Source organism: Paraburkholderia sp. Ac-20347 (assembly GCF_017104805.1).
In the GTDB taxonomy this organism is placed as follows: domain Bacteria; phylum Pseudomonadota; class Gammaproteobacteria; order Burkholderiales; family Burkholderiaceae; genus Paraburkholderia; species Paraburkholderia tropica.
Window position 1 is genome coordinate 1 of the sequence record NZ_JAAGPN010000064.1, and the last position, 21080, is coordinate 21080.

Consider the following 21080-nt stretch of genomic DNA (forward strand, 5'->3'; position numbering starts at 1 on the left):
CGTCACACCGGGTACGACCTCGGGTTCGGGCTTGGGTGCGCGGGCGCCCTTCGAGCGGCGCGGCTTGGTCACCAGCGCGGGCGCGGCGGCCATGACTTCGTCGAGCGCCTTCTTCGCGGCGGCCTGTTCGGCCGCGCGGCGGCTCGCGCCCGAACCCGACACCTTCACGTCGAGCTTGGGCACCGTGCATTCGACTTCGAATTGCTGATTGTGCGCCGCACCATGCGTGGCGACCACGGTATAGGTGGGCAGCGCGATCTTGTGACCTTGCAGGTATTCCTGCAGCAGCGTCTTGGCATCCTTGCCGAGCGTGCGCGGGTCGATGTGATCGAGGATCGGCACGTAAAGGCGCTTGATGACCGTCTGCGCGGCGTCGAAGCCGCCGTCGAGGAAAATCGCGCCAAAGATGGCTTCGAGCGCGTCCGCGAGGATCGACGGACGGCGGAAGCCGCCGCTGCGCAACTCGCCTTCGCCAAGACGCAAACCGTCGGCGATATTCAGGGCCTGAGCGATTTCGTAGAGCGACTGCTGCTTAACCAGATTCGCGCGCACGCGCGAGAGGTCGCCTTCGTCCAGCTTGCCAAAACGTTGGAACAATAGGGCCGCCACCGCGCAATTCAGGACCGAATCGCCGAGGAATTCCAGGCGTTCGTTATGCGTGGCACTGTGACTGCGGTGGGTGAGAGCCTGGCGCAACAATTCCGCATTGCGAAATTCGTAGCGCAGCCGGCTTTCCAACGGAGATTGGGGCATGGGGAGAGTATAACGCGCCCGCCGCCCCCGGCGAAAACGCGGGGCGGCGGGCGAAAAACCATGATGAAGCGACCTTACCGCGGGTTCTTCAAGTAGCGCGCGAAGATGCGGGACGACTCGTTCGCGCGCTCGATACAGGCTGAACGTGTTGCTTCGGCGAGAAGCAACACGCGCCCGTTACTCGAACGAACCGATGCGCTTCAGACTGCTGAAGTTCATCCAGATGAAGAACGCGCGGCCGACGATGTTCGCGTCGGGCACAAAACCCCAGTAACGGCTGTCCGCGCTGTTGTCGCGGTTGTCGCCCATCATGAAGTAATGGCCGGCCGGCACCTTGCAGATCACGCCGCGTGCGTTGTACTGGCAGTTGTCGCGATACGGATAATCTTCGGCGCCCACGATGAACGGCGGCACAGCCGGATTGTTCAGGATGTTGTTCTTGCGGCCGTTGCCGAGATCTTCCGTGAACTGCTTCGCGTAACCGATGCGCTCTTCGTCGAAGTAATCGGCTTGCGGCGTTTCAGGCACCGGCTTGCCGTTGATCGTGAGCTGCTTGTCCTGATACGCGACCACGTCGCCGGGCAGACCGATCACACGCTTGATGTAGTCGACCGACTCGTCTTTCGGATAGCGGAACACCACCACGTCGCCGCGCTCGAGGCCGCGGCCCTGCGTGATCTTCGTGTTGGTGATCGGCAGACGGATGCCGTAGTCGAACTTGTTCACGAGGATGAAGTCGCCCACCAGCAGCGTCGGCACCATCGAGCCCGACGGAATCTTGAACGGCTCCACGACGAACGAGCGCACGAGGAACACGATCAGGATCACAGGGAAGAAACTCGCCGTGTATTCGAGCCACCACGGCTGGCGCAGCTTTTCGTTACGCAGGTTCTGACGCGTTTGCGGCGCGTTCTCGTCGGCGAAACGCTCGCCCACACGCTCCTGCTGACGATCGAATTCCGCCACGGCCGCATCGGCGGCGAGGCGCCGGCGCGGCATGAAAACCAGCTTGTCTGCAACCCACGCGATACCCGTCAAAACGACGAGCACAAAAAGGATCAGCGCAAAATTCATGTAGAGGTCCGTTGTTCTGGCTTATTTGTCTTCGACGCGGAGAATCGCAAGGAAGGCCTCCTGCGGAATTTCCACGGAACCGACCTGCTTCATCCGCTTCTTGCCTTCTTTTTGCTTTTCGAGCAGCTTCTTCTTACGCGAGATGTCGCCGCCGTAGCACTTGGCCAGCACGTTCTTGCGCAGCGCCTTGATGTTCTCGCGCGCGATGATGTGCGCGCCGATGGCCGCCTGAATCGCCACGTCGTACATCTGGCGCGGAATGATCTCGCGCATCTTCGCCGCCACTTCGCGGCCGCGATACTGCGACTGCGAACGGTGCACGATGATGGACAGCGCATCGACCTTGTCGCCGTTGATCAGCATGTCGACCTTCACGACGTCCGAGCTGCGGTATTCCTTGAACTCGTAGTCCATCGACGCGTAACCGCGCGACACCGACTTCAGACGATCGAAGAAGTCCAGCACGATTTCCGCCATCGGAATTTCGTAGGTGAGCTGCACCTGACGGCCGTGGTACTGCATGTTGACCTGGTTGCCGCGCTTCTGCGTACAGAGCGTGATGACCGAGCCCACATAGTCCTGCGGCATGTACAGGTTGACCGTGACGATCGGCTCGCGGATTTCGGCGATCCGCGACGGCTCCGGCATCTTCGCCGGATTCTCGACCTTGATCAGCGAGCCGTCGCCCTGGACCACTTCGTAGACCACGGTCGGCGCCGTGGTGATGAGGTCCATGTCGAACTCGCGCTCGAGACGCTCCTGCACGATTTCCATGTGCAGCAGACCCAGGAAGCCGCAGCGGAAGCCGAAGCCCAGCGCCTGCGACACTTCCGGCTCGTATTGCAGCGAGGCGTCGTTGAGCTTGAGCTTTTCGAGCGATTCGCGCAGCGCGTCGTACTGGTTCGCCTCGACCGGATAGAGACCCGCGAACACCTGCGGCTTCACTTCCTTGAAGCCCGGCAGCGGTTCCGGCGCGGGACGGTTCACGAGCGTGACGGTATCGCCCACCTTGGTGGCGGCGAGTTCCTTGATGCCCGCGATGATGAAGCCCACCTGCCCCGCCGACAGCGATTCCAGGTTGCGCGACTTCGGCGCGAACACGCCGACGTGCTCGACCGGATACTGCGCGCCCGTGGCCATCAGCTTGATCTTGTCCTTCGGACGCAGCGTGCCGTTGACGATACGCACGAGCATGACTACGCCGACGTAGTTGTCGAACCACGAGTCGATGATCAGCGCCTGCAGCGGTGCTTCAGGGTCGCCCTTGGGCGGCGGCACCTTGGCGATGATCGATTCGAGCACGTCTTCCACGCCGAGGCCGGTCTTCGCGCTGCAGCGCGTGGCGTCGGTCGCGTCGATGCCGATCACGTCCTCGATTTCCTCGATGGCGTTTTCGGGGTTGGCGGCGGGCAGGTCGATCTTGTTGAGCACCGGCACGACTTCCACGCCGAGCTCGATGGCCGTGTAGCAGTTGGCCACGGTCTGCGCTTCGACGCCCTGGCTCGCGTCCACCACGAGCAGCGCGCCTTCGCACGCGGACAGCGAGCGGCTGACTTCGTACGAGAAGTCGACGTGCCCCGGGGTGTCGATCAGGTTCAGGTTGTAGACCTTGCCGTCACGTGCCTTGTACGTGAGGGCCGCAGTCTGCGCCTTGATCGTGATGCCGCGCTCGCGCTCGAGATCCATCGAGTCGAGCACCTGCGCTTCCATTTCGCGGTCGGACAAGCCGCCGCACAGCTGGATGATGCGATCGGCGAGCGTCGACTTGCCATGGTCGATGTGCGCAATGATCGAGAAGTTACGAATATGATCCATTCAGTGCCGATCAAGCGAAAAAGGCGCGCCCCAACGATAGCTGGGCACGCCTCGTAAACAGATGAAAAACCGAACTATTTTAGCCGAAATAGGTGTCGGCAGGCGAACGGTGCTGAGAAGTTACGGATAGTTTATGCCGCGCGGCCCCGATCCGATGCGGACCGCAGCCTCATTGCGCGGGCGCCGAGGGCTGTGGCGCAAGTGCCGCAGCCAGTCCCAGCGTGACGCGCACGCGCGCTTCGTCGAGCCGGTAATGGCACAACTCGATGCCGTCGCAGACCAGCACCGGCACGAGTTCGTCATAGCGTGCCACCAGCGCGGGGTCGGAATCGACATCGATCAGGTCGAGCCGCGCGCCCGCCGCCGCGACCAGTGGTTCGAGCGCCACGCGCATGTCCTCGCACAGATGACACCACGCGCGGCCATACAGCACGAGGTGCGCACGCGCGCCCGGACCGTCCTGCGGGGACAACATGGACGACGTGGGCGGCGCGGCGTCCATGGGCATCGATCCTGGCGGGCGCGGCGGAGCTTACTTCTGCCCCGGATTACGCGGACGCAGCGGCACGAACTGCGTGTTGTCGCCGCGTCGCACGAGAATCGCCACCATCTTTTGCGGATCGAGGTGCGAAGTCGCGTCCTGGAACTGCTTCGCGTTGACGATATCCGTATCGCCCACGCGCAGGATGATGTCGCCCTTTTGCAGACCGGCGCGCGCGGCGGGGCCATCGACCGTATCGACGACCACGCCGCCCTTGATCTTGAGCTGGGCGAGCTGGTCGGCGGGAATGTCGGTGACCGACAGACCCAGCGCGTTCGACGGACGCGGCTTCGGCTCCGGCGCCTTCTTCTGGTCGGCCTTCGCGCCCTTGTCCGCCTGCATTTCGGCGATCGTGATCGGCAGGTCGCGCGTCGCGCCCTTACGCCAGATCGTGACGGTCGCCTTCGTGCCCGGCTTGGTGTCGCCGACCATGCGCGGCAGATCCGTCGCGGTTTCGACGTTCACGCCGTTGAACTTCTGGATGATGTCGCCCGGCTGAATGCCCGCCTTGTCGGCCGGACCGCCCGGTTCGACGCTCGACACCAGCGCGCCCTGCGCCTTCGGCAGACCGAGCGAGTCGGCCACGTCCTTCGTCACTTCGCCGATCGCCACGGCAATACGGCCGCGCGTGACCTTGCCGCTGGTCTTGAGCTGATCCGCCACGCGCATCGCCTCGTCGATCGGAATCGCGAACGAGATGCCCATGAAGCCGCCCGTGCGGCTGTAGATCTGCGAGTTGATGCCGATCACCTCGCCCTGCATGTTGATCAGCGGACCGCCCGAGTTGCCGGGATTCACGGCCACGTCGGTCTGGATGAACGGCAGGTAGTCGCCGGTATCGCGGCCCTTGGCGCTCACAATGCCCGCGGTCACGGTGTTTTCGAGGCCGAACGGCGAGCCGATCGCCACGACCCATTCGCCCACGCGCACCTTGTTCGAGTCGCCGACCGTCACGGCCGGCAGGTTGGTCGCCTGGATCTTCACGACGGCCACGTCGGTGCGGTCGTCGACGCCGATCAGCTTCGCCTTGAATTCGCGCTTGTCGGTGAGCGTGACGTAGATGCTGTCCGCGTCGTCCACCACGTGTGCGTTGGTCATGACGTAACCGTCGTTCGTCATGATGAAGCCCGAGCCCACGCCGCTGCTCTGTTCGGAGTCGTTGCCGCCGTCGGGACCGGAATCCTGATCGCCACCCTGACCGCCGCGCGGCGACTGGCTGCCGCCCTGACCGCCTTGCCCACCCTGCGGACCTTGCGGCAACGGGATGCCGAAGAAGCGGCGGAAGAATTCCGACATGTCGCCGTTATCCATGCCCGGCGGCAGACCGCCACGCTGCGACAGCGTCACGCGCGTGGTCGTGCGAATGTTGACGACGGAAGGCCCCACCTTGTCCACGAGGTCGGTGAAGTCGGGGAGATTGGCGGCAGGCGCCGCCGATGCCATGTGCGGGGCAAGCGGCAGGCACGCCGCCACCACCGCGGCCGCGAAGAATTTGCGCAGCGGGAAGATCGTCATATCGTAGTCAGCCCGTAGTCAGCCGCAGGATTTACTTGGAAGCCTTGTATTCTATGGCAGATGCGAACTGCTGCAACGTGGCCTGGGGCACTTCGCCGAGCAATGTAATCCAGTAATCGCCATCGCGCTTCACGAGCACGTGCGTTGCGCCCGTGCTGCCCGCGCCTTCCTTGCGGCTGTTGTGTTCGACCGGCTCGACGAAGATCGAGACCGCCGAAAGGCCGTCCGAGAACACGGCCTGATCGACCGGGATCGGCGGATCGTTCGCGTCGCGCGCGGCCATTGGGCGGCGCAGTTCGCGGATCTTGCGGAAACCCGGCACGTTCTGCCCGAAATTCCAGCCTTGCGCTTCCATATCGACGCTTTGCAGCGGCGGACGCACCACGGTCCAGCCCGCGAGATTGCGCATGCCGTTCGCGATCGGCGCCTTGTCGACCGGCACGCCGATACTCACCTGCGTGAACGACAGCTGCTGAAGCACCTGGCCGTTCGACGGATCGAGCATCTGCGAACGCAGCAACAGACCGGTTTTCGCGTCGGCCCACAGCTTGTAGGCGTAGCGATAGCCGTCTTTCGGATCGAGTTCGATGACCTGGCTGTCGATGCCGGCCACGCGGTCGGTGCCGAGCATCTTCGGGTCGTAGACGGACAGCACTTCGTTGCCGCTCGTGGCGAGCAGCGCCGGGAAGGCGTCCTTGTTCTGGCGTTTTTCGACGACGCAGAGCTTGCGCTCAGGCACGAACGTGTAGAGGTCGTCGTTGTGGCGCAGCATCTTGCGCGGCTTGCCGTCGAGGCTTTCGAGTTGCTCGAACTCGCCGTCGCTCTTCGTGGCGTAATGCGTGACGCGCGACGACTGCACGAAATTGCCGCGCTGATACACGAAGGTGCCGATGTAGTTCTGCTGCTGCGCAGCCTGCTGAATGCGGTCCAGCCACTGCGCCGCACTCTGGCGCGTGGCGGGGTCGACCGCGGCGGCGGCCGACGCACCCTGCGCGTGTGCGCGCGGGGCGACAGACAGAGCGGTGAACATCACGGCCGCACAGCACAGGTATGCCGGCAACCGCCCCCAGAATGTATTGTTATTCAACCGCACTGTCTGCATCAGACTCACTGGCCTTGCGTGGTAAGGGCCGCAGAGCGGATCAGCGGCATGGAATCCGACATGACCGGCTGCTGCGCGAACTGCTGGTGCGCTTCGAGATAAGCGTCGAGGCGCGCGTCGCGGATGATGTTGCCGTCCTGCACGGCCGCCGTCTGCACCGGCACCGCGTTCATCGCCACACGCTGCACGTTGTCGCCGACCGGCTGCATGGCCGCGATCTGCGAACCGCCGGCCATGCCAGCGCCACGCATTTGCGGTACGACGATCCACGTAAGCGTAGCAGCCGCAGCCGCCACGGCCAGTGACGGCACGACGCGGTGGCGCAACGCCAGAATGCGCGCGACGCGGCCGTCATGCGAAGCCGACGCAGACGACGACGCCGGCAGCGCGGCGGGCGCGAGCACGTGCGGCTCGGCCTCGAAGCGGGCCGCGAAGCCCGCCATGAACGACTGGCTCGCGGCCTGGCTCATCGCCAGGTCGTCGGAGCGCAGTGCGTCGCCGATCAGGTGATACGCCGACCAGGCCTTGCGGTCCTCGTCGTCGAATCCGGAAAAAATAGCGTTCAGATGCGCGTCGCCCGTCAATTCGCCGTCGGCGAAAGCGGACAGTTGCTCGCCGCGCGAGCCTGACACCGATTGCATCGAAACCGACCCCATGATGCTCCCCATTTCCTTACAGAGCCCCGTAGTGACACACCCACTCTAGTGAATTACGTCCGTGCCCGGCGCGAGACTGGCTTACCAGCGCTTGCCTTCCGGTGTGTCCAGCAACGGACGCAATTTTGCCGCAATGGCTTCGCGAGCGCGGAAAATTCTCGATCTGACGGTTCCGATCGGGCAACCCATCATTTCGGAAATTTCCTCGTAGCTCAAACCTTCTATTTCCCGAAGCGTAATGGCGGTGCGCAACTCTTCCGGTAAAACCGCCATGGCAGCATTGACCGTCTGGGCGATCTGCTTGCTCATCAACATCGATTCGGGCGTGTTGATATCCCTTAGTTGATCGGCGTCCGAGAAAGTTTCAGCTTCTTCAGCATCAGCTTCGGTGGAAGTGGGGGCGCGTCGTCCCTGGGTCGCAAGGTAGTTCTTCGCCGTATTGACGGCAATACGGTACAACCACGTATAGAAAGCGGATTCGCCACGAAACTGCGGCAATGCCCGGTACGCCTTGATAAAGGCGTCCTGGGCCACGTCCTCAACCTCCGCGGGATCCCGCACGAGGCGCGAGATCAGGCGGATGATCTTGCGATGGTACTTGGAGACCAGCAGTTCGAACGCGGCCTTGTCGCCTTTCTGCACGCGCTCGACCAGCACCTGGTCAATTTCTTTTTCGCTCACCTGAAAAATCCGTTAGCTCATGAAGTGGACGCGGGGGCACCATTGTAGCGTCACCGCCACGGCGCCACGTTACGCGCGTTACAGCGGTTACAGTCGTTACAGCGCTCTGGCTGACCGCACGCAGAGGCAGAACAGAAACAAATGGGGACGCCGCGGCAAACGGCAAGAGAAGGCGCGAAAAGAAAGCGCGAATGATGGTCCGATGGGCGCTGAATCCCGCTTGGCAGCGTGATCGGAGCCCTTGGTGGACCCTCGCCGTCTAGCGGCCCGCGGCGCTGCGCGCGGTCACGGCGAGCACGCGGAAAGTCTCGGCATCCACGGAATCGGCAGCGATCAGGAGCGTCTTGCGGCGCGCGCCCTCCTCCACCACCAGCGCCAGCAGCGCCGCGCCCCATTGCGAGGCGCCGATCAGGCGGCCATCCGCGAGACACGCGCCGGAACGCGCAAATGCGGCGAACCGATCCGTCCCGATTTCGATGAAAGCCGGTTGCGCGCGGCACCACGCCACGAAGCCGAGCCCGCCCGCCGCGCCCAGCGCCAATACGGCCGGCGCCGCACGCCACGCGCCGAGCCACGGCGCAAGCGCCGTCTGGAACGCTGCGCACGCAACGAGCAATCCGAGCAGCAGCGCCGCACGCATCGTCCAGGACGCGCGCACGGCAAGACGCGGCGTTGCTACGCGCCGCGCCGCAGAAATGTGAACGCGGCCGCCCGGATGAACCGGAGCGGCCGCGGAGTCGCGCGAGGCGATCATATGAGTCTCAGCCGGAGCTGGCTCAAAGGTGTATCAGGCGCCGGTCAAACGTGGCGCTTGAACACCAGCGTGCCGTTCGTGCCGCCGAACCCGAACGAGTTCTTCAGCGCGACGTCGATCTTCATGTCCCGCGCGGTGTTCGCGCAGTAGTCCAGGTCGCAGGCAGGATCCTGGTTGAAGATGTTGATCGTCGGCGGCGAGATCTGGTTGTGCACGGCGAGCACCGTGAACACCGACTCGAGACCGCCCGCGCCGCCCAGCAAGTGGCCGGTCATCGACTTCGTCGAGTTCACGACGATGTTCTTCGCGTGGTCGCCGAATGCGCGCTTGATCGCGGTGGTTTCCGCGAGGTCGCCGAGCGGCGTCGAGGTGCCGTGAGCGCTGAGCCAGTTCACTTCGTTGGCGTTCACACCCGCGTTCTTCATCGCCGCCAGCATGCAGCGGCGTGCGCCGTCGCCGTCTTCCAGCGGAGCGGTCATGTGATAAGCATCACCGCTCATGCCGTAGCCGCCGATTTCCGCGTAGATCTTCGCGCCGCGCGCCTTCGCGTGTTCGTACTCTTCGAGCACCATCACGCCGGCGCCTTCGCCCAGCACGAAACCATCGCGGTCCTTGTCCCACGGACGGCTGGCCGTCGACGGATCGTCGTTGCGCTGCGAAAGCGCACGCGCCGCCGCGAAGCCGCCGATACCGAGCGGCGAAACGGTCGATTCCGCGCCGCCCGCGATCATCACGTCGCAGTCGCCGTATTCGATCAGACGCGACGCTTCGCCGATGCAGTGCAGACCGGTCGTGCAGGCCGTCACCATCGCGAGGTTCGGGCCCTTCAGGCCGAACTTGATCGACAGATGGCCGGAGATCATGTTGATGATCGAAGCCGGCACGAAGAACGGCGAAATGCGGCGCGGGCCGCGGTTGAGCAATTCGGTTTGCGTGACTTCGATCATCGGCAGACCGCCGATACCCGAACCGACGTTCACGCCAATGCGCTCCGCGTTCGCTTCGGTGACTTCGAGGCCACTGTCCTTGAGCGCCTGCATGCCCGCAGCGATGCCGAAATGGATGAACGTATCCATATGGCGCGCTTCTTTCGCCGGCATGTAGTCTTCGACGTTGAAGTCCTTCACCTCGCCGGCAAAGCGGGTCGAGAAGTTCGTTGCGTCGAACTTCGTGATGTTGGCGATGCCGGACTTCCCGGCGACCAGATTGGCCCAGCCGTCGGCAACATTATTGCCAACAGGCGAAATCAGCCCCAGGCCTGTAACAACAACTCGACGGCGGCTCACGGTAACCCCTTTTCCATAGATGACAAAAACAAAAGCCACAGAGGCCACAGGAAATGCTCCTGTGAGCCCTGTGGCTAGTTGACCGGCAGATGCCCCGCAACGAGTGCGGCGGGCGTACGCGGTTTCACGGGCGTGCGTCCTCGCGGACCGGGCGCGCCCGGTCCGGAAACGAAAAGCGCCTTAGGCCTTGACGTTCGCGCGAGCGTAGTCGATCGCTTGCTGAACCGTCGTGATCTTCTCGGCTTCCTCATCCGGGATTTCCATGCCGAATTCGTCTTCGAGGGCCATCACGAGCTCGACGGTGTCGAGCGAGTCGGCGCCCAGATCGTTCACGAACGAAGCTTCGTTCTTGATTTCAGCTTCGGCGACGCCCAGTTGCTCGGCGACGATCTTCTTGACGCGCTGTTCGATGTTGTCCATTACCCCTCCAAGGGAAAAAAGTTAGCTCATGAATGCGAGTGCGCGCATTTTATCAGGTTTGACCTGGCAGAAAAGCGGCGCTCAAGGTTCCGGGAACGGCTATCCGCGACGGTGTCCGAACGGGTGATCTCGCCGGACGCATCAAGGCGCGGATAGTACCTGAATCCGGTTAAGACATATACATGCCGCCATTGACGTGCAGCGTCGTGCCCGTCACGTAGCCCGCCTGCGGCGACGCCAGGAAAACGACCGCGTGCGCGATGTCTTCCGGGCTGCCCAGACGGCCCAGCGGAATCTGCTGCTTGAGCGCGGCTTGCTGCTCGGCCGGCAGATCCTTGGTCATGTCGGTATCGATGAAGCCCGGCGCCACGCAGTTGACCGTGATGCCGCGGCTGCCGATTTCGCGCGCGAGCGCACGGGTCATGCCCGCGACGCCAGCCTTGGCCGCCGCGTAGTTGGCCTGCCCCGGGTTGCCCGACGAACCGACCACCGACGTGATATTGATAATACGGCCCGTGCGCGCCTTCATCATCGGGCGCAACACGGCGCGCGAGAGGCGGAACACGGCCTTCAGGTTCGTGTCGATCACCGAATCCCACTCGTCGTCTTTCATGCGCATCGCCAGGTTGTCCTGCGTGATGCCTGCATTGTTGACGAGGATCGCGAGACCGCCAAATTCCTTCACGGTGGCGTCGATGAGCGCTTCGGCCGCAGCCTGGTCGTTGACGTTGAGCACCGCGCCGCGGCCCTTCAGGCCCGCTTCCGCGAATGCCGCCGTGATCGCCTGCGCGCCGCTTTCGCTGGTCGCCGTGCCGATCACCGTCGCGCCCTGGCGCGCCAGTTCGAGCGCAATCGCCCGGCCGATGCCGCGCGAGGCGCCGGTCACGATCGCGGCCTGATTGTCGAGAGTCTTTTCCATCGTTCGAATCCGTTACTGATTGCGTTGAGTCGCCCGGTCAGGCGGATCAGCCCTTGACGAGCGCGAGCGTTTCTTCGAGCGACTTCGGATCGGCCACCGAGGCGCCGATCAGTTCGCCGTCGATACGCTTCGTGAGGCCCGCGAGCACCTTGCCCGGACCGCATTCGATCACGTGCGTGGCGCCCTGCGCGCCGATCGCCTTGACGCACTCGACCCAGCGCACCGGACCGGCGGCCTGACGCACCAGCGCGTCGCGGATCTTCGCCGGATCGGTTTCGAAGGCCACGTCGATGTTGTTCACCACCGGAATCAGCGGCGCGTTCAGCGTGACGCTCGCGAGGTAGTCGCGCAACTGGTCCGAAGCGGGCTTGAGCAGCGACGAGTGGAACGGCGCCGACACCGGCAGCGACAGCGCGCGCTTGGCGCCCTTCGCCTTGGCGATTTCGCAGGCCTTTTCGACCGCGGCCTTGTGGCCCGCGATCACGACTTGCGCCGGCGCGTTGAAATTCACGGCTTCGACCACGCCGCCGCTCGCGGCAGCGGCTTCGGTGCAGACGGCGCGCACGGTGTCGTCGTCGAGACCGAGCACGGCGGCCATGCCGCCTTCGCCCACCGGCACGGCGCTTTGCATCGCCTGCGCGCGGAAACGCACGAGCGGCACAGCGTCGCGGAACGCCAGCACGCCGGCGGCGACGAGCGCCGTGTATTCGCCGAGGCTGTGGCCCGCGACGATCGCCGGCGCCGGGCCGCCCGCCTGTTGCCACGCGCGATAGACGGCGTAGGCGGCGGTGAGCATGACCGGCTGCGTGTTAGTGGTGAGGTTGAGTTCTTCTGCCGGACCTTCGGCGATCAGCTTGCCGATGTCCTGGTTGAGCGCGTCGGAGGCTTCCTGCAGCGTTTCGCGCACGACGGCGCTATCGGCGAAGGCGTCGAGCATGCCGACGGCCTGCGAACCTTGACCCGGAAAAACGAATGCGAATTTCATGAGATCCTCAAAATTCGGTCAAAACGGAGAGGCGATGCGCTCGGATGGACCGCGACGGACCGCACGCGCGGTGCGTGCGGCCGGGTGCGGGAGCGCGAAAGCCCACTCGCGAAAGTCAGAAGCGGATGACGGAGGCGCCCCAGGTGAAGCCGCCGCCCACCCCTTCGATCAGCACGTTCTGGCCGCGCTTGATGCGGCCGTCGCGCACCGCGACGTCGAAGGCGAGCGGAATGGACGCCGCCGAGGTATTGCCGTGTTCGCCCACGGTCACGACCATGCGTTCGGCAGGCAGGCCGAGCTTGCGGCAGGTGCCCTGCATGATGCGGATATTGGCCTGGTGCGGAATCAGCCAGTCGATCTGGTCGGCGCGCAGTTGCGCCTTGTCGAGCGCTTCGATCGCGACCTTTTCGAGCACGTTGACGGCGAGCTTGAACACCGCCTGGCCGTCCATGTGCAGGAACGCGTTGCCCGCGATCACGCCGCCGTTCACGTTGCCCGGCGTGCACAGGATGTGCGCGTAGCTGCCGTCGGCGTGCAGCGCGCTCGCGAGCACGCCCGGTTCGCTCGAAGCCTGCATCACGATCGCGCCCGCGCCGTCGCCGAACAGCACGCAGGTCGTGCGGTCGTTGAAGTCGAGAATGCGCGAGAAGGTTTCCGCGCCGACCACGAGGGCCGTGCGGTGCTGGCCGCTGCGGATCAGGCTGTCGGCCACCGAAACGGCGTACGCGAAGCCCGAGCAGACGGCCTGCACGTCGAACGCCGCGCCGTGATTGCGGATGCCGAGCTTGTTCTGCAGCAGGCAGGCGGTGCTCGGAAACACGAAATCGGGCGTCGAGGTCGCGACGATGATGAGGTCGATACTTTGCGGATCGACGTCGGCCGCGGCGATGGCGCGCTGCGAAGCGGCCAGCGCGAGATCGCTGGTGGTGACGTCGGGTGCGGCGAAGTGTCGGGCGTGAATGCCGGTGCGGGCGACGATCCACTCGTCGCTCGTCTCGACGCCCTTGGCGGCGAGGCGCTCGGCCAGTTCCTGGTTGGTGACGCGCTCAGGCGGAAGGTAGCTGCCCGTGCCGAGCACGCGGGAATAAAGAGTCGATTGAGCCATTATGCCTTCGAGGATGATGCGGCGGGCGGAACTCCACCCGCGGCCAGACCGGAATCACCTGCCGACGAACCCGCCGACGGGCCTTCCGGGGCCCCTGCCACGCCGTCGTTCTGCCCGCCCGCTGCCGTTCCGGCAGCACCGGCGGCCTGTTCGAACGAACCGGCGTTTTCTTCCATGGCGTGCGCGAGGCGCTCCAGCACGCCATTTTTGACGGCATCATACCCGCGTTTGATCGCCTGCTCAAACGCGTAGGTATCGGCGGAACCGTGGCTTTTGATTACGAGGCTTTTCAAGCCCAGCAAGGCGGCGCCGTTGTACTGGCGGTGATCGACGCGCTTTTTGAAGCGCATGAGCACCGGCAGCGCGGCGATCGCCATGAGCTTCGTGAGCCACGAGCGGCCGAACTCTTCCTTGATCATGTCGTTGAGCATCTGCGCGAGGCCCTCCGACGTTTTGAGCGCGACATTACCAACGAAACCGTCGCAGACGATGACGTCGACGGTGCCCTTGTAAATGTCGTTGCCCTCCACATTGCCGCGGAAGTTCAGCGTGCTCGCGCGCAGCAGTTCGCCGGCGCGCTTGATGGTCTCGTTGCCCTTGATGACCTCTTCGCCGATGTTCAGGAGCCCGATGGTCGGACGGTCCTTCCCTTCGAGCGCGGCCACGAGCGCGTGACCCATTTCGGCGAACTGCAGCAAATGCTGCGGCTCGCAGTCGACGTTCGCGCCAAGGTCGAGCATCATCGTGTAACCGCGCGGATTGGGCAGCGCGAAGGCGATGGCCGGACGTTCGATGCCGGGCAGCGTCTTGAGCACGTAGCGAGACACGGCCATCAGCGCGCCGGTGTTGCCAGCCGAGACACAAGCCTGCGCCTCGCCCTCTTTCACGCGATTGAGCGCGACGCGCATCGACGAGTCTTTCTTCTTGCGAAGCGCGACTTCGACCGGATCGTCCATTTCGACGACCTCGGTGGCGGGAACGACGGAAAGCGCAGGGAGGTCCAGCGCCTTCAGCTTCTTGAGCTGGGCGCGGATCGCCGTCTCGAGACCGACGAGTTGCAGATGCACATCGGGATGCGAGCGGACGAAATGGACAGCGGCGGGCACCGTCACGGACGGGCCGTGGTCGCCTCCCATGCAATCTATCGTGAGCGTAACAGTCATGGAATGCGACGGATTTTCGGGCATAAAAAAGCGGCAGTTGAATGCCGCCTTTTTATGCCGTGCCGAGAAAATGTCAAGCGAACGGAATCGCCATGTGCGGCGCAACATGCAGCCCGTGAGGACCGCAGCGCCGCACGCTGGAACGATTAGTCGTTCTTGGTCTTGACGACTTTCTTGCCGCGGTAGTAGCCGTTCGGGCTGATGTGGTGACGCAGATGCACTTCACCCGTGCTCGGCTCGACAGCCAGCGGCGCGCCCGTGAGGAAATCGTGCGAGCGGTGCATGCCGCGCTTCGACGGCGACTTCTTGTTTTGTTGAACTGCCATGATGAAACTCCTGAAAATTTTCCGAATTCTAACACAGCCCGATCCGGCCGCCGCCACCCTGGGGGATGGCCGGACTCCGGGACTGGGCCCACGAATTTAACTGCGCAATACTGCACGCCACCGGCGGCTCAGCTCAATGCTTGCTGCCGGGACCGTCCTTCTTGAGCGATTCGAGCGCCGCAAACGGGTTGACGCGCTCTTCCGTCTCGATTTCCTGCTCCGGCACGTCGTCGACGGAATCCACACCGTCCGCGCCATCGGCACCCGAGGCGAGACTTTCGTGAATTTCCGGACAGACTTCGTGCTTCGGCACGAGCGGCAGCGAGAGCAACAACTCCTCTTCGATCAAGTCGACGAGATCGAACTGGCGTGAGCCTACGATCACTTCGACTTCATCGTCGTCGAGCGGGAACTCGTCCGCCTCCTCTTCCGTCTGGACGATACGGAAGATCGCATCTGCATCGAATGCCTGCTCATAGGGAGCGAGGCAACGCTGGCACGTGAGCCACCCACTGCCGTGGACCGCGAGCCGCAGATAAGGTTGCGGCCCTTCAGTGCCGTCGTCCTGCAATTCCTGCTGCGTGAAGCCGGCGGCTTGCCACGTGAACGCGCTGTCGCGATCGGGCGCCTCGGCCGGGACTTCGTTGAGCATGCGCGGGAGCTGAGACAGGCGCACCACGCCTGCAGCTTCGCGACCGCTACGCGCGAATTCGAAGATATCGAGGTCGCGTGGATTGAGCGCGCCGCTCTTGCTCGATTCCGCGCCGGCAGGCTTACCAGATTGTTCGGTCATGTGCGCTCTCCTGCTTCAGACATGCGACCTGCAAGCGATGCAAAGAAGCAGACGCTGCCGGCCTGCGTATTTCAATTTCAAATATTCTTGTGCCCGGTACAGCCCCAAGGGCTCTGGTGCTCGATCTGCACTGCACCTGCGCTACTGCGCCGCTGCTGATTTGCGCCGCGCGGAAAAGACCCACACGCAGACGTACAGATAAGAGCGTACCGATGAAAAGCCCAAAATCATAACGTCTTTATCTTTGTGAGTCAAACAGTTAGGCTCACGTCCGCAAGCCTCTGTGCGGCCAGCGTTTTTCGACGGCGAGCGGTCATCCGCCCCTCGTTTTTCAGCCGACCCGCGCAAGCCGCCACCCTTTTTGAATTGCCGACGACCGATCATGCAGCCACCTTCCTCGCCCGCGCCGCAGACGGGCCGCCCCTCGGGCCGCCCCGCGCTGATCCTCGCCTCCAGCTCGCGCTACCGCCGCGAGCTGCTCGAACGCCTGCGCATTCCGTTCGACACCGCCGTGCCCGATCTGGACGAAACGCCGCAGCCCGGCGAAACGCCCGAAGCGACCGCGCTGCGCCTCGCCGAAGCCAAGGCGCGCGCCGTGGCCGCCGCCCTGCCCGCGACCACGGGCCGCGCGCTTGTGATCGGCTCCGATCAGGTGGCGACGTTCGACGGCCGCCAGATCGGCAAGCCCGGCACGCATGAGCGCGCGCTCGACCAGTTGCGCAGCATGCGCGGCCGCGAAGTGTTGTTCCATAGTGCGCTCAGTCTGCTCGATACCGCTACTGGCCAAACGGATAGCGTCGATATCGTGACGAAGGTGCGCTTTCGCGACCTGCCGGACGCCGCGCTCGACGCCTATCTGCGCGCCGAACAGCCCTACGACTGCGCAGGCAGCGCCAAATCCGAAGGCCTCGGCATCGCGCTGCTCGAAGCCATTGAATCCGACGATCCCACCGCCCTGATCGGCCTGCCGCTCATCGCGCTCACGCGCATGCTGCTGGCCGCGGGCTATCCGCTGCTGGAGACTCACGCATGACCGCGCAAGGCACCTCGAAGGGCACGCTGTATCTGATCCCCAACACGCTCGGCGACGGCGACGAAGCCGCGCTCGCCTACGTGCTGCCCGCACCCGTGCGCGAGCGCGCCGGCACGCTCGCGAGCTACATCGGCGAAAACGCCAAGAGCACGCGCGCGTTCCTGAAGCGCGTCGGCACCACGCGGCCGATCCAGGAAATCGAGATTCGCGAACTGAACGTGAACACGCCCGCGGGCGAAGTCGACAAGCTGCTCGCGCCGCTGCTGAAAGGCATCGACACGGGGCTCGTGTCCGAAGCGGGCGTGCCCGCCGTGGCCGATCCGGGCGCGCTGCTGGTGCGCCGCGCGCACGAACGCGGCATCAAGGTCGTGCCGCTGGTCGGCCCGAGCTCGATCCTGCTCGCGCTGATGGCGTCCGGGCTGAACGGCCAGAGCTTCGCGTTCCACGGCTATCTGCCGGTGGACGCCAACGAGCGCATCAAGAAGCTGCGCGAACTCGAACAGACCTCGCGCAAGGCGAAGCAGACGCAGATCTTCATCGAGACGCCCTATCGCAACAAGACGCTGCTCGACGCGCTGGTCGCGACCTGCGCGCCCTCCACGCTCGTGTGCGTGGCCGCCGACCTCACGCTCCCGACCGAGACGATCCTCAGCCGCACGATCTCCGACTGGAAAAAGCCGCCGACGCCCGATCTGCACAAGCGGCCCGCGATTTTTCTGATGCTGGCGAACTGATCCGGGCGCGTTCTCACGACATAGCGCCATAGCGCCCCAAAAGAAAACGGCCGCTGCGCAATCGCCAGCGGCCGTTTTTTGCGAACTGCGCCGAGCGCTTAGCGCAAGGACATCTTCGCGCCCGAAATCAGCGACTGCATCGCCGACGAGCCGACGCTCGCGCCAAAGCGCTTCGCCACGCGGTCGGAAATGCTCTGCTTGACCGTGTAGTCGACCACGTCGGGCGCCTTGATCACCTCGCGCGCCACGTAGTCGGTGTCGCCGTAACCGTCCGCGAGACCGAGCTCGACGCTCTTCTGGCCGGTCCAGAACAGGCCCGAGAAGATATCCGGCGTGTCTTTCAGACGCGAACCGCGCCCGGCCTTCACGGCGTCGATGAACTGCTGGTGGATCTGGTCGAGCATCGCCTGCGCGTGCGCGTCCATCTTCGGCGTATCCGGCGAGAACGGATCGAAAAAGCCCTTGTTCTCGCCCGAAGTGCGCAGACGGCGTTCGACGCCGAGCTTGTCCATCAGGCCCGTGAAGCCAAAGCCGTCCATCAGCACGCCGATCGAGCCGACGATGCTCGCCTTGTTCACGTAGATCTTGTCGGCGGCCGCCGCGACGTAATAACCGCCCGATGCGCACATGTCGCCGACCACCACGTAAAGCGGAATAGCCGGATATTTGGCGCGCAAACGGTGGATTTCGTCGTTGATGATGCCCGCCTGCACGGGCGAGCCGCCGGGGCTGTCGATGTGCAGGATCACGCCGGCCGTGCCGTCGTCGTCGAAGGCGCTGTCGAGCGCGTTGTTGATATCTTCGGCGTTCGCGGCGGTATCGGACGAGATCTCGCCGTCCAGCGAAACGAGCGCGGTGTGCTTGCCGCCGCCCTCCACGCGCGCGCCCGAGAAGTCGAGCAGTGCCCAGGCGATCAGCAGGAAGACCGCCAGAAACGCGAAGCGGAAGAAGATTTTCCAGCGCCGCGCCGCGCGCTGCTCCACGATCGCCGCCATGGCGATGCGTTCGAGCGCGTCACGCTCCCAGCCGGTCTTGCCGGCTTCGGATTTGCCGGAGTGCATCGGGCGCTCCGGCTCGTTCTGATCAGGGGTCGGATTATCTGACATGCGTGCGGTGAGAATCAGCGAAAGAGAATCAGCGAAGGATCACAAAGGGGTCGGACTCAGATCGGCGTCCGGCAGCCAGAATACCGCACGGCCTTCGGGCGTGTCGCGTTCCTCGACGCGAACCGGGCGCAGCCGCCCGCCACGGCACGGCCCACCGACGCACTTGCCCGTCTCGGGTTCGTAGATCGCGCCGTGCGTGGCGCACATCAGATAGAGCCCCGACGACTCGAAAAACTGCCCTTCGACCCAGTCGAGCTCCATCGGCACGTGCGCGCAGCGGTTCAGATAGCCGTAGACCTCGCCGCCGAAGCGCACGAAGAACACCACGGCCGGACCGCCCGCGTAGGTCGCGTCGAGGCGCTTGCCGGCGCCGCCGTCAGCGAGTTCACCGGCCGCGCAGACGCGGACCGCCGCGAGCCCCGCCTCGTTCGCAGGCACGCTCATGCGTGCTCCCTCAGCCACGCCGCGAGCGCCGGCACATCGGCGGCGATGTATTGGGGCGCGAGCGCTTCGAGCGAGGTCGACGCGTGCGCGCCATACGCCACGCCCACGCCCGCCGCGCCGGCGTTGGCCGCCATCTGCAGGTCGTGCGTCGTGTCGCCGATCATGACCGTGCGGCCGAGATCCTGCCCCAATTCGCGCGTCAGTTCCTGAAGCATGGCCGGATGCGGCTTCGAGAACGTTTCGTCGGCGCAGCGCGTGCCGTCGAACAGGCTCGTGAGGCGCGCCTCGGCGAGCGCGCGGTTCAGGCCCACGCGGCTCTTGCCGGTGGCCACCGCGAGCAGATAGCCGGTGTCGCGCAGCTCCGTGAGCATCTCGCGCACACCCGCGAACAGCTCCGTCTCCTGATCCTTGAGCAGATAGTGCACGCGATACCGCTCCACGAGGCGCGGATAGTCGGCGGGCGCCAGCGTGGGCGCGGCGATCTGCAACGCCTCGCGCAGGCCGAGGCCGATCACGTAGCTGGCCGCCTCGTCGCCGGGCACGGGCAAGCCGAGGTCGCGGCAGGCCGCCTGGATGCTGCGCGTAATGTGGGCCGTCGAATCCATCAACGTGCCGTCCCAGTCGAACACAATCAGGTCAAATTGCTGTCGAGCCATACGGTCCTTCTCCAAACACTGTTGTTTTTTCGTCCGGCTTTTTCTCCGGCTTCGTTCCGCTTCCGGGTGGCGCGGCTTCGCGCCCCCGCGTCATTCCGGCTGCGCGGCGGCCTGGCTCTCGCCGTCCGCGCCTTCGCGCTGCGCGCGCAGTCCGTCGACGAAACTGCGCAGCTCCGGCGGCAGCGGCGCTTCGAACTGCAGCGTCTCGCCCGTGATCGGATGCGCGAGCTTGAGCCGGTGCGCATGCAGGAACATGCGCTTGAGGCCCGGCTTCGCGCCGGTGCGCGCCAGCGCCTTGTTGAGCGCGAAGTCGCCGTACTTGGCGTCGCCGAGGATCGGCAGGCCCAGATGCGCGAGATGCACGCGGATCTGATGCGTGCGGCCGGTCTTCAGTTCCGCCTCGAGCAGCGCGTAGTGCGGCCAGCGCTCGACCAGATTGAAAACCGTGTGCGACGGCATGCCGTCGGCCTGCACGCGCACGCGGCGCTCGCCTTCCGGGGTCAGATACTTGTGCAGCGGCTCCTTGACCGCGCGACGGCGGCCCCAGTCGCTCGCCCAGTCGCCGTGGACGCAGGCGTAGTAACGCTTGTCGGTCTTGTTGTCGCGCATCTGCTCGTGCAGGCCGACCAGCGCCGCGCGCTTCTTGGCTAGCATCAGCACGCCGGACGTTTCCCGGTCGAGCCGGTGCACGAGTTCGAGAAACTTGCTGTGCGGGCGCGCCTCGCGCAACTGTTCGATCACGCCGAACGCCACGCCGCTGCCGCCGTGCACGGCGACGCCCGCCGGCTTGTCGATGACGAGCATGGCGTCGTCCTCGAACAGGATCGGGAACTGGCCGGGCGGCACGGGCGCCGACGCCTGCGCCGGTTTTTCGGCGATGCGGATGGGCGGCACGCGCACGAGATCGCCGAGTTCGAGCCGGTACTGCGCATCGACCCGGCCCTTATTCACGCGCACTTCCCCGCTGCGCAAAATGCGATAGATGTGGCTTTTCGGCACGCCTTTGCAGACGCGCAAAAGAAAATTATCGATCCGCTGACCCGCGGCGCCATCGTCGATTTCGACGATCGAAACCTGGTCGGCTGCGACCTGATTCTGGGATGTTTTGCCTAACCCTTTCATTCTGAATATAATTTGCCCAGCGCTGACGCGACGGTAGGCCAAACGGCCTAAAAGTTCCAGAACCATCCGATGGATACCCAAGGAGGTTCGACCGGAC

General features: G+C 64.7%; 23 protein-coding genes. 2 read left to right on the forward strand and 21 right to left on the reverse strand.

The window, feature by feature from the left end:
• The 17 genes from rnc to G3N97_RS14910 form a co-directional block, all read right to left on the reverse strand.
• Positions 1-753, reverse strand: a 753-nt coding sequence (rnc, locus tag G3N97_RS14830) for a ribonuclease III (protein ID WP_205993938.1), incomplete at its 3' end; no start/stop codon positions are given.
• A gap of 177 nt (positions 754-930) precedes the next feature.
• Positions 931-1827 (reverse strand): signal peptidase I, encoded by an 897-nt coding sequence (gene lepB / locus G3N97_RS14835; RefSeq protein WP_065061316.1) that lies wholly within the window; start codon positions 1825-1827, stop codon positions 931-933.
• A 21-nt stretch (positions 1828-1848) separates the two neighbouring features.
• Entirely contained in the window at positions 1849-3642 is a 1794-nt protein-coding gene (gene lepA, locus G3N97_RS14840) for a translation elongation factor 4 (protein ID WP_065061315.1), read from the reverse strand.
• Between the two features lie 169 nt (positions 3643-3811).
• Positions 3812-4144, reverse strand: coding sequence for a glutaredoxin family protein (locus tag G3N97_RS14845; RefSeq protein WP_241030589.1), 333 nt, complete (start codon positions 4142-4144; stop codon positions 3812-3814).
• A 30-nt stretch (positions 4145-4174) separates the two neighbouring features.
• A complete protein-coding gene (locus tag G3N97_RS14850) occupies positions 4175-5698 on the reverse strand; it encodes a DegQ family serine endoprotease (RefSeq protein ID WP_205993939.1) in 1524 nt (507 codons plus the stop codon).
• 31 nt (positions 5699-5729) lie between these two features.
• Positions 5730-6800, reverse strand: a complete 1071-nt coding sequence (locus G3N97_RS14855; protein WP_205993947.1) for a MucB/RseB C-terminal domain-containing protein — start codon at positions 6798-6800, stop codon at positions 5730-5732.
• A 5-nt stretch (positions 6801-6805) separates the two neighbouring features.
• Positions 6806-7456, reverse strand: a complete 651-nt coding sequence (locus G3N97_RS14860) for a sigma-E factor negative regulatory protein (RefSeq protein WP_205993948.1) — start codon at positions 7454-7456, stop codon at positions 6806-6808.
• Between the two features lie 81 nt (positions 7457-7537).
• Complete coding sequence (rpoE, locus tag G3N97_RS14865; RefSeq protein WP_065061310.1) at positions 7538-8137, reverse strand: RNA polymerase sigma factor RpoE; 600 nt, start codon at positions 8135-8137, stop codon at positions 7538-7540.
• A 259-nt stretch (positions 8138-8396) separates the two neighbouring features.
• Entirely contained in the window at positions 8397-8795 is a 399-nt protein-coding gene (locus G3N97_RS14870) for a hypothetical protein (RefSeq protein WP_205993949.1), read from the reverse strand.
• A gap of 140 nt (positions 8796-8935) precedes the next feature.
• The gene (fabF, locus tag G3N97_RS14875; RefSeq protein WP_205993950.1) at positions 8936-10177 is read right to left on the reverse strand and encodes a beta-ketoacyl-ACP synthase II; all 1242 of its coding nucleotides are present in this window, start codon (positions 10175-10177) and stop codon (positions 8936-8938) included.
• 180 nt (positions 10178-10357) lie between these two features.
• The gene (gene acpP, locus G3N97_RS14880) at positions 10358-10597 is read right to left on the reverse strand and encodes an acyl carrier protein (RefSeq protein ID WP_004197638.1); all 240 of its coding nucleotides are present in this window, start codon (positions 10595-10597) and stop codon (positions 10358-10360) included.
• A gap of 169 nt (positions 10598-10766) precedes the next feature.
• A complete protein-coding gene (fabG, locus tag G3N97_RS14885) occupies positions 10767-11516 on the reverse strand; it encodes a 3-oxoacyl-ACP reductase FabG (protein ID WP_065061308.1) in 750 nt (249 codons plus the stop codon).
• Between the two features lie 46 nt (positions 11517-11562).
• Positions 11563-12501 carry an ACP S-malonyltransferase gene (gene fabD / locus G3N97_RS14890; protein ID WP_205993951.1) on the reverse strand — a complete coding sequence of 313 codons (939 nt, stop codon included), beginning with the start codon at positions 12499-12501 and terminating at the stop codon, positions 11563-11565.
• A 115-nt stretch (positions 12502-12616) separates the two neighbouring features.
• On the reverse strand, positions 12617-13606 hold the full coding sequence (locus G3N97_RS14895) for a beta-ketoacyl-ACP synthase III (RefSeq protein WP_205993952.1): 990 nt from the start codon (positions 13604-13606) through the stop codon (positions 12617-12619).
• Entirely contained in the window at positions 13606-14769 is a 1164-nt protein-coding gene (plsX, locus tag G3N97_RS14900) for a phosphate acyltransferase PlsX (RefSeq protein WP_237181277.1), read from the reverse strand. Before plsX ends, G3N97_RS14895 begins: the two co-directional genes overlap by 1 nt.
• Before the next feature lie 146 nt (positions 14770-14915).
• Positions 14916-15095, reverse strand: a complete 180-nt coding sequence (rpmF, locus tag G3N97_RS14905) for a 50S ribosomal protein L32 (RefSeq protein WP_018441573.1) — start codon at positions 15093-15095, stop codon at positions 14916-14918.
• A gap of 133 nt (positions 15096-15228) precedes the next feature.
• The gene (locus G3N97_RS14910; RefSeq protein WP_065061305.1) at positions 15229-15888 is read right to left on the reverse strand and encodes a DUF177 domain-containing protein; all 660 of its coding nucleotides are present in this window, start codon (positions 15886-15888) and stop codon (positions 15229-15231) included.
• A 382-nt stretch (positions 15889-16270) separates the two neighbouring features.
• Between G3N97_RS14910 and G3N97_RS14915 the strand changes: the two genes are divergently transcribed.
• The gene (locus tag G3N97_RS14915; RefSeq protein WP_205993954.1) at positions 16271-16921 is read left to right on the forward strand and encodes a Maf-like protein; all 651 of its coding nucleotides are present in this window, start codon (positions 16271-16273) and stop codon (positions 16919-16921) included.
• Entirely contained in the window at positions 16918-17655 is a 738-nt protein-coding gene (locus tag G3N97_RS14920) for an SAM-dependent methyltransferase (protein WP_065061303.1), read from the forward strand. Before G3N97_RS14915 ends, G3N97_RS14920 begins: the two co-directional genes overlap by 4 nt.
• A gap of 98 nt (positions 17656-17753) precedes the next feature.
• On the opposite strand, the gene G3N97_RS14925 is transcribed toward G3N97_RS14920, so the two are convergent.
• From G3N97_RS14925 to G3N97_RS14940, 4 genes are all read right to left on the reverse strand, one after another.
• Entirely contained in the window at positions 17754-18761 is a 1008-nt protein-coding gene (locus G3N97_RS14925; protein WP_124260879.1) for a S49 family peptidase, read from the reverse strand.
• A gap of 39 nt (positions 18762-18800) precedes the next feature.
• A complete protein-coding gene (locus tag G3N97_RS14930) occupies positions 18801-19205 on the reverse strand; it encodes a Rieske 2Fe-2S domain-containing protein (protein ID WP_205993956.1) in 405 nt (134 codons plus the stop codon).
• Complete coding sequence (locus G3N97_RS14935) at positions 19202-19861, reverse strand: HAD-IIIA family hydrolase (RefSeq protein ID WP_205993957.1); 660 nt, start codon at positions 19859-19861, stop codon at positions 19202-19204. Before G3N97_RS14935 ends, G3N97_RS14930 begins: the two co-directional genes overlap by 4 nt.
• Before the next feature lie 90 nt (positions 19862-19951).
• Positions 19952-20983 (reverse strand): RluA family pseudouridine synthase, encoded by a 1032-nt coding sequence (locus tag G3N97_RS14940; RefSeq protein WP_074983844.1) that lies wholly within the window; start codon positions 20981-20983, stop codon positions 19952-19954.
• Positions 20984-21080: the final 97 nt, after the last annotated feature.

Coding starts and splice junctions, on each gene's coding strand:
- G3N97_RS14930 (WP_205993956.1), bottom strand. CDS start 19,205: ATGAGCGTGCCTGCGAACGAGGCGGGGCTCGCGGCGGTCCGCGTCTGC.
- rpmF (WP_018441573.1), bottom strand. CDS start 15,095: ATGGCAGTTCAACAAAACAAGAAGTCGCCGTCGAAGCGCGGCATGCAC.
- G3N97_RS14910 (WP_065061305.1), bottom strand. CDS start 15,888: ATGACCGAACAATCTGGTAAGCCTGCCGGCGCGGAATCGAGCAAGAGC.
- G3N97_RS14925 (WP_124260879.1), bottom strand. CDS start 18,761: ATGTCAGATAATCCGACCCCTGATCAGAACGAGCCGGAGCGCCCGATG.
- G3N97_RS14860 (WP_205993948.1), bottom strand. CDS start 7,456: ATGGGGTCGGTTTCGATGCAATCGGTGTCAGGCTCGCGCGGCGAGCAA.
- lepB (WP_065061316.1), bottom strand. CDS start 1,827: ATGAATTTTGCGCTGATCCTTTTTGTGCTCGTCGTTTTGACGGGTATC.
- plsX (WP_237181277.1), bottom strand. CDS start 14,769: ATGACTGTTACGCTCACGATAGATTGCATGGGAGGCGACCACGGCCCG.
- fabD (WP_205993951.1), bottom strand. CDS start 12,501: ATGAAATTCGCATTCGTTTTTCCGGGTCAAGGTTCGCAGGCCGTCGGC.
- G3N97_RS14845 (WP_241030589.1), bottom strand. CDS start 4,144: ATGGACGCCGCGCCGCCCACGTCGTCCATGTTGTCCCCGCAGGACGGT.
- G3N97_RS14915 (WP_205993954.1), top strand. CDS start 16,271: ATGCAGCCACCTTCCTCGCCCGCGCCGCAGACGGGCCGCCCCTCGGGC.
- G3N97_RS14935 (WP_205993957.1), bottom strand. CDS start 19,861: ATGGCTCGACAGCAATTTGACCTGATTGTGTTCGACTGGGACGGCACG.
- fabG (WP_065061308.1), bottom strand. CDS start 11,516: ATGGAAAAGACTCTCGACAATCAGGCCGCGATCGTGACCGGCGCCTCG.
- G3N97_RS14855 (WP_205993947.1), bottom strand. CDS start 6,800: ATGCAGACAGTGCGGTTGAATAACAATACATTCTGGGGGCGGTTGCCG.
- G3N97_RS14895 (WP_205993952.1), bottom strand. CDS start 13,606: ATGGCTCAATCGACTCTTTATTCCCGCGTGCTCGGCACGGGCAGCTAC.
- G3N97_RS14940 (WP_074983844.1), bottom strand. CDS start 20,983: ATGAAAGGGTTAGGCAAAACATCCCAGAATCAGGTCGCAGCCGACCAG.
- G3N97_RS14920 (WP_065061303.1), top strand. CDS start 16,918: ATGACCGCGCAAGGCACCTCGAAGGGCACGCTGTATCTGATCCCCAAC.
- lepA (WP_065061315.1), bottom strand. CDS start 3,642: ATGGATCATATTCGTAACTTCTCGATCATTGCGCACATCGACCATGGC.
- G3N97_RS14850 (WP_205993939.1), bottom strand. CDS start 5,698: ATGACGATCTTCCCGCTGCGCAAATTCTTCGCGGCCGCGGTGGTGGCG.
- acpP (WP_004197638.1), bottom strand. CDS start 10,597: ATGGACAACATCGAACAGCGCGTCAAGAAGATCGTCGCCGAGCAACTG.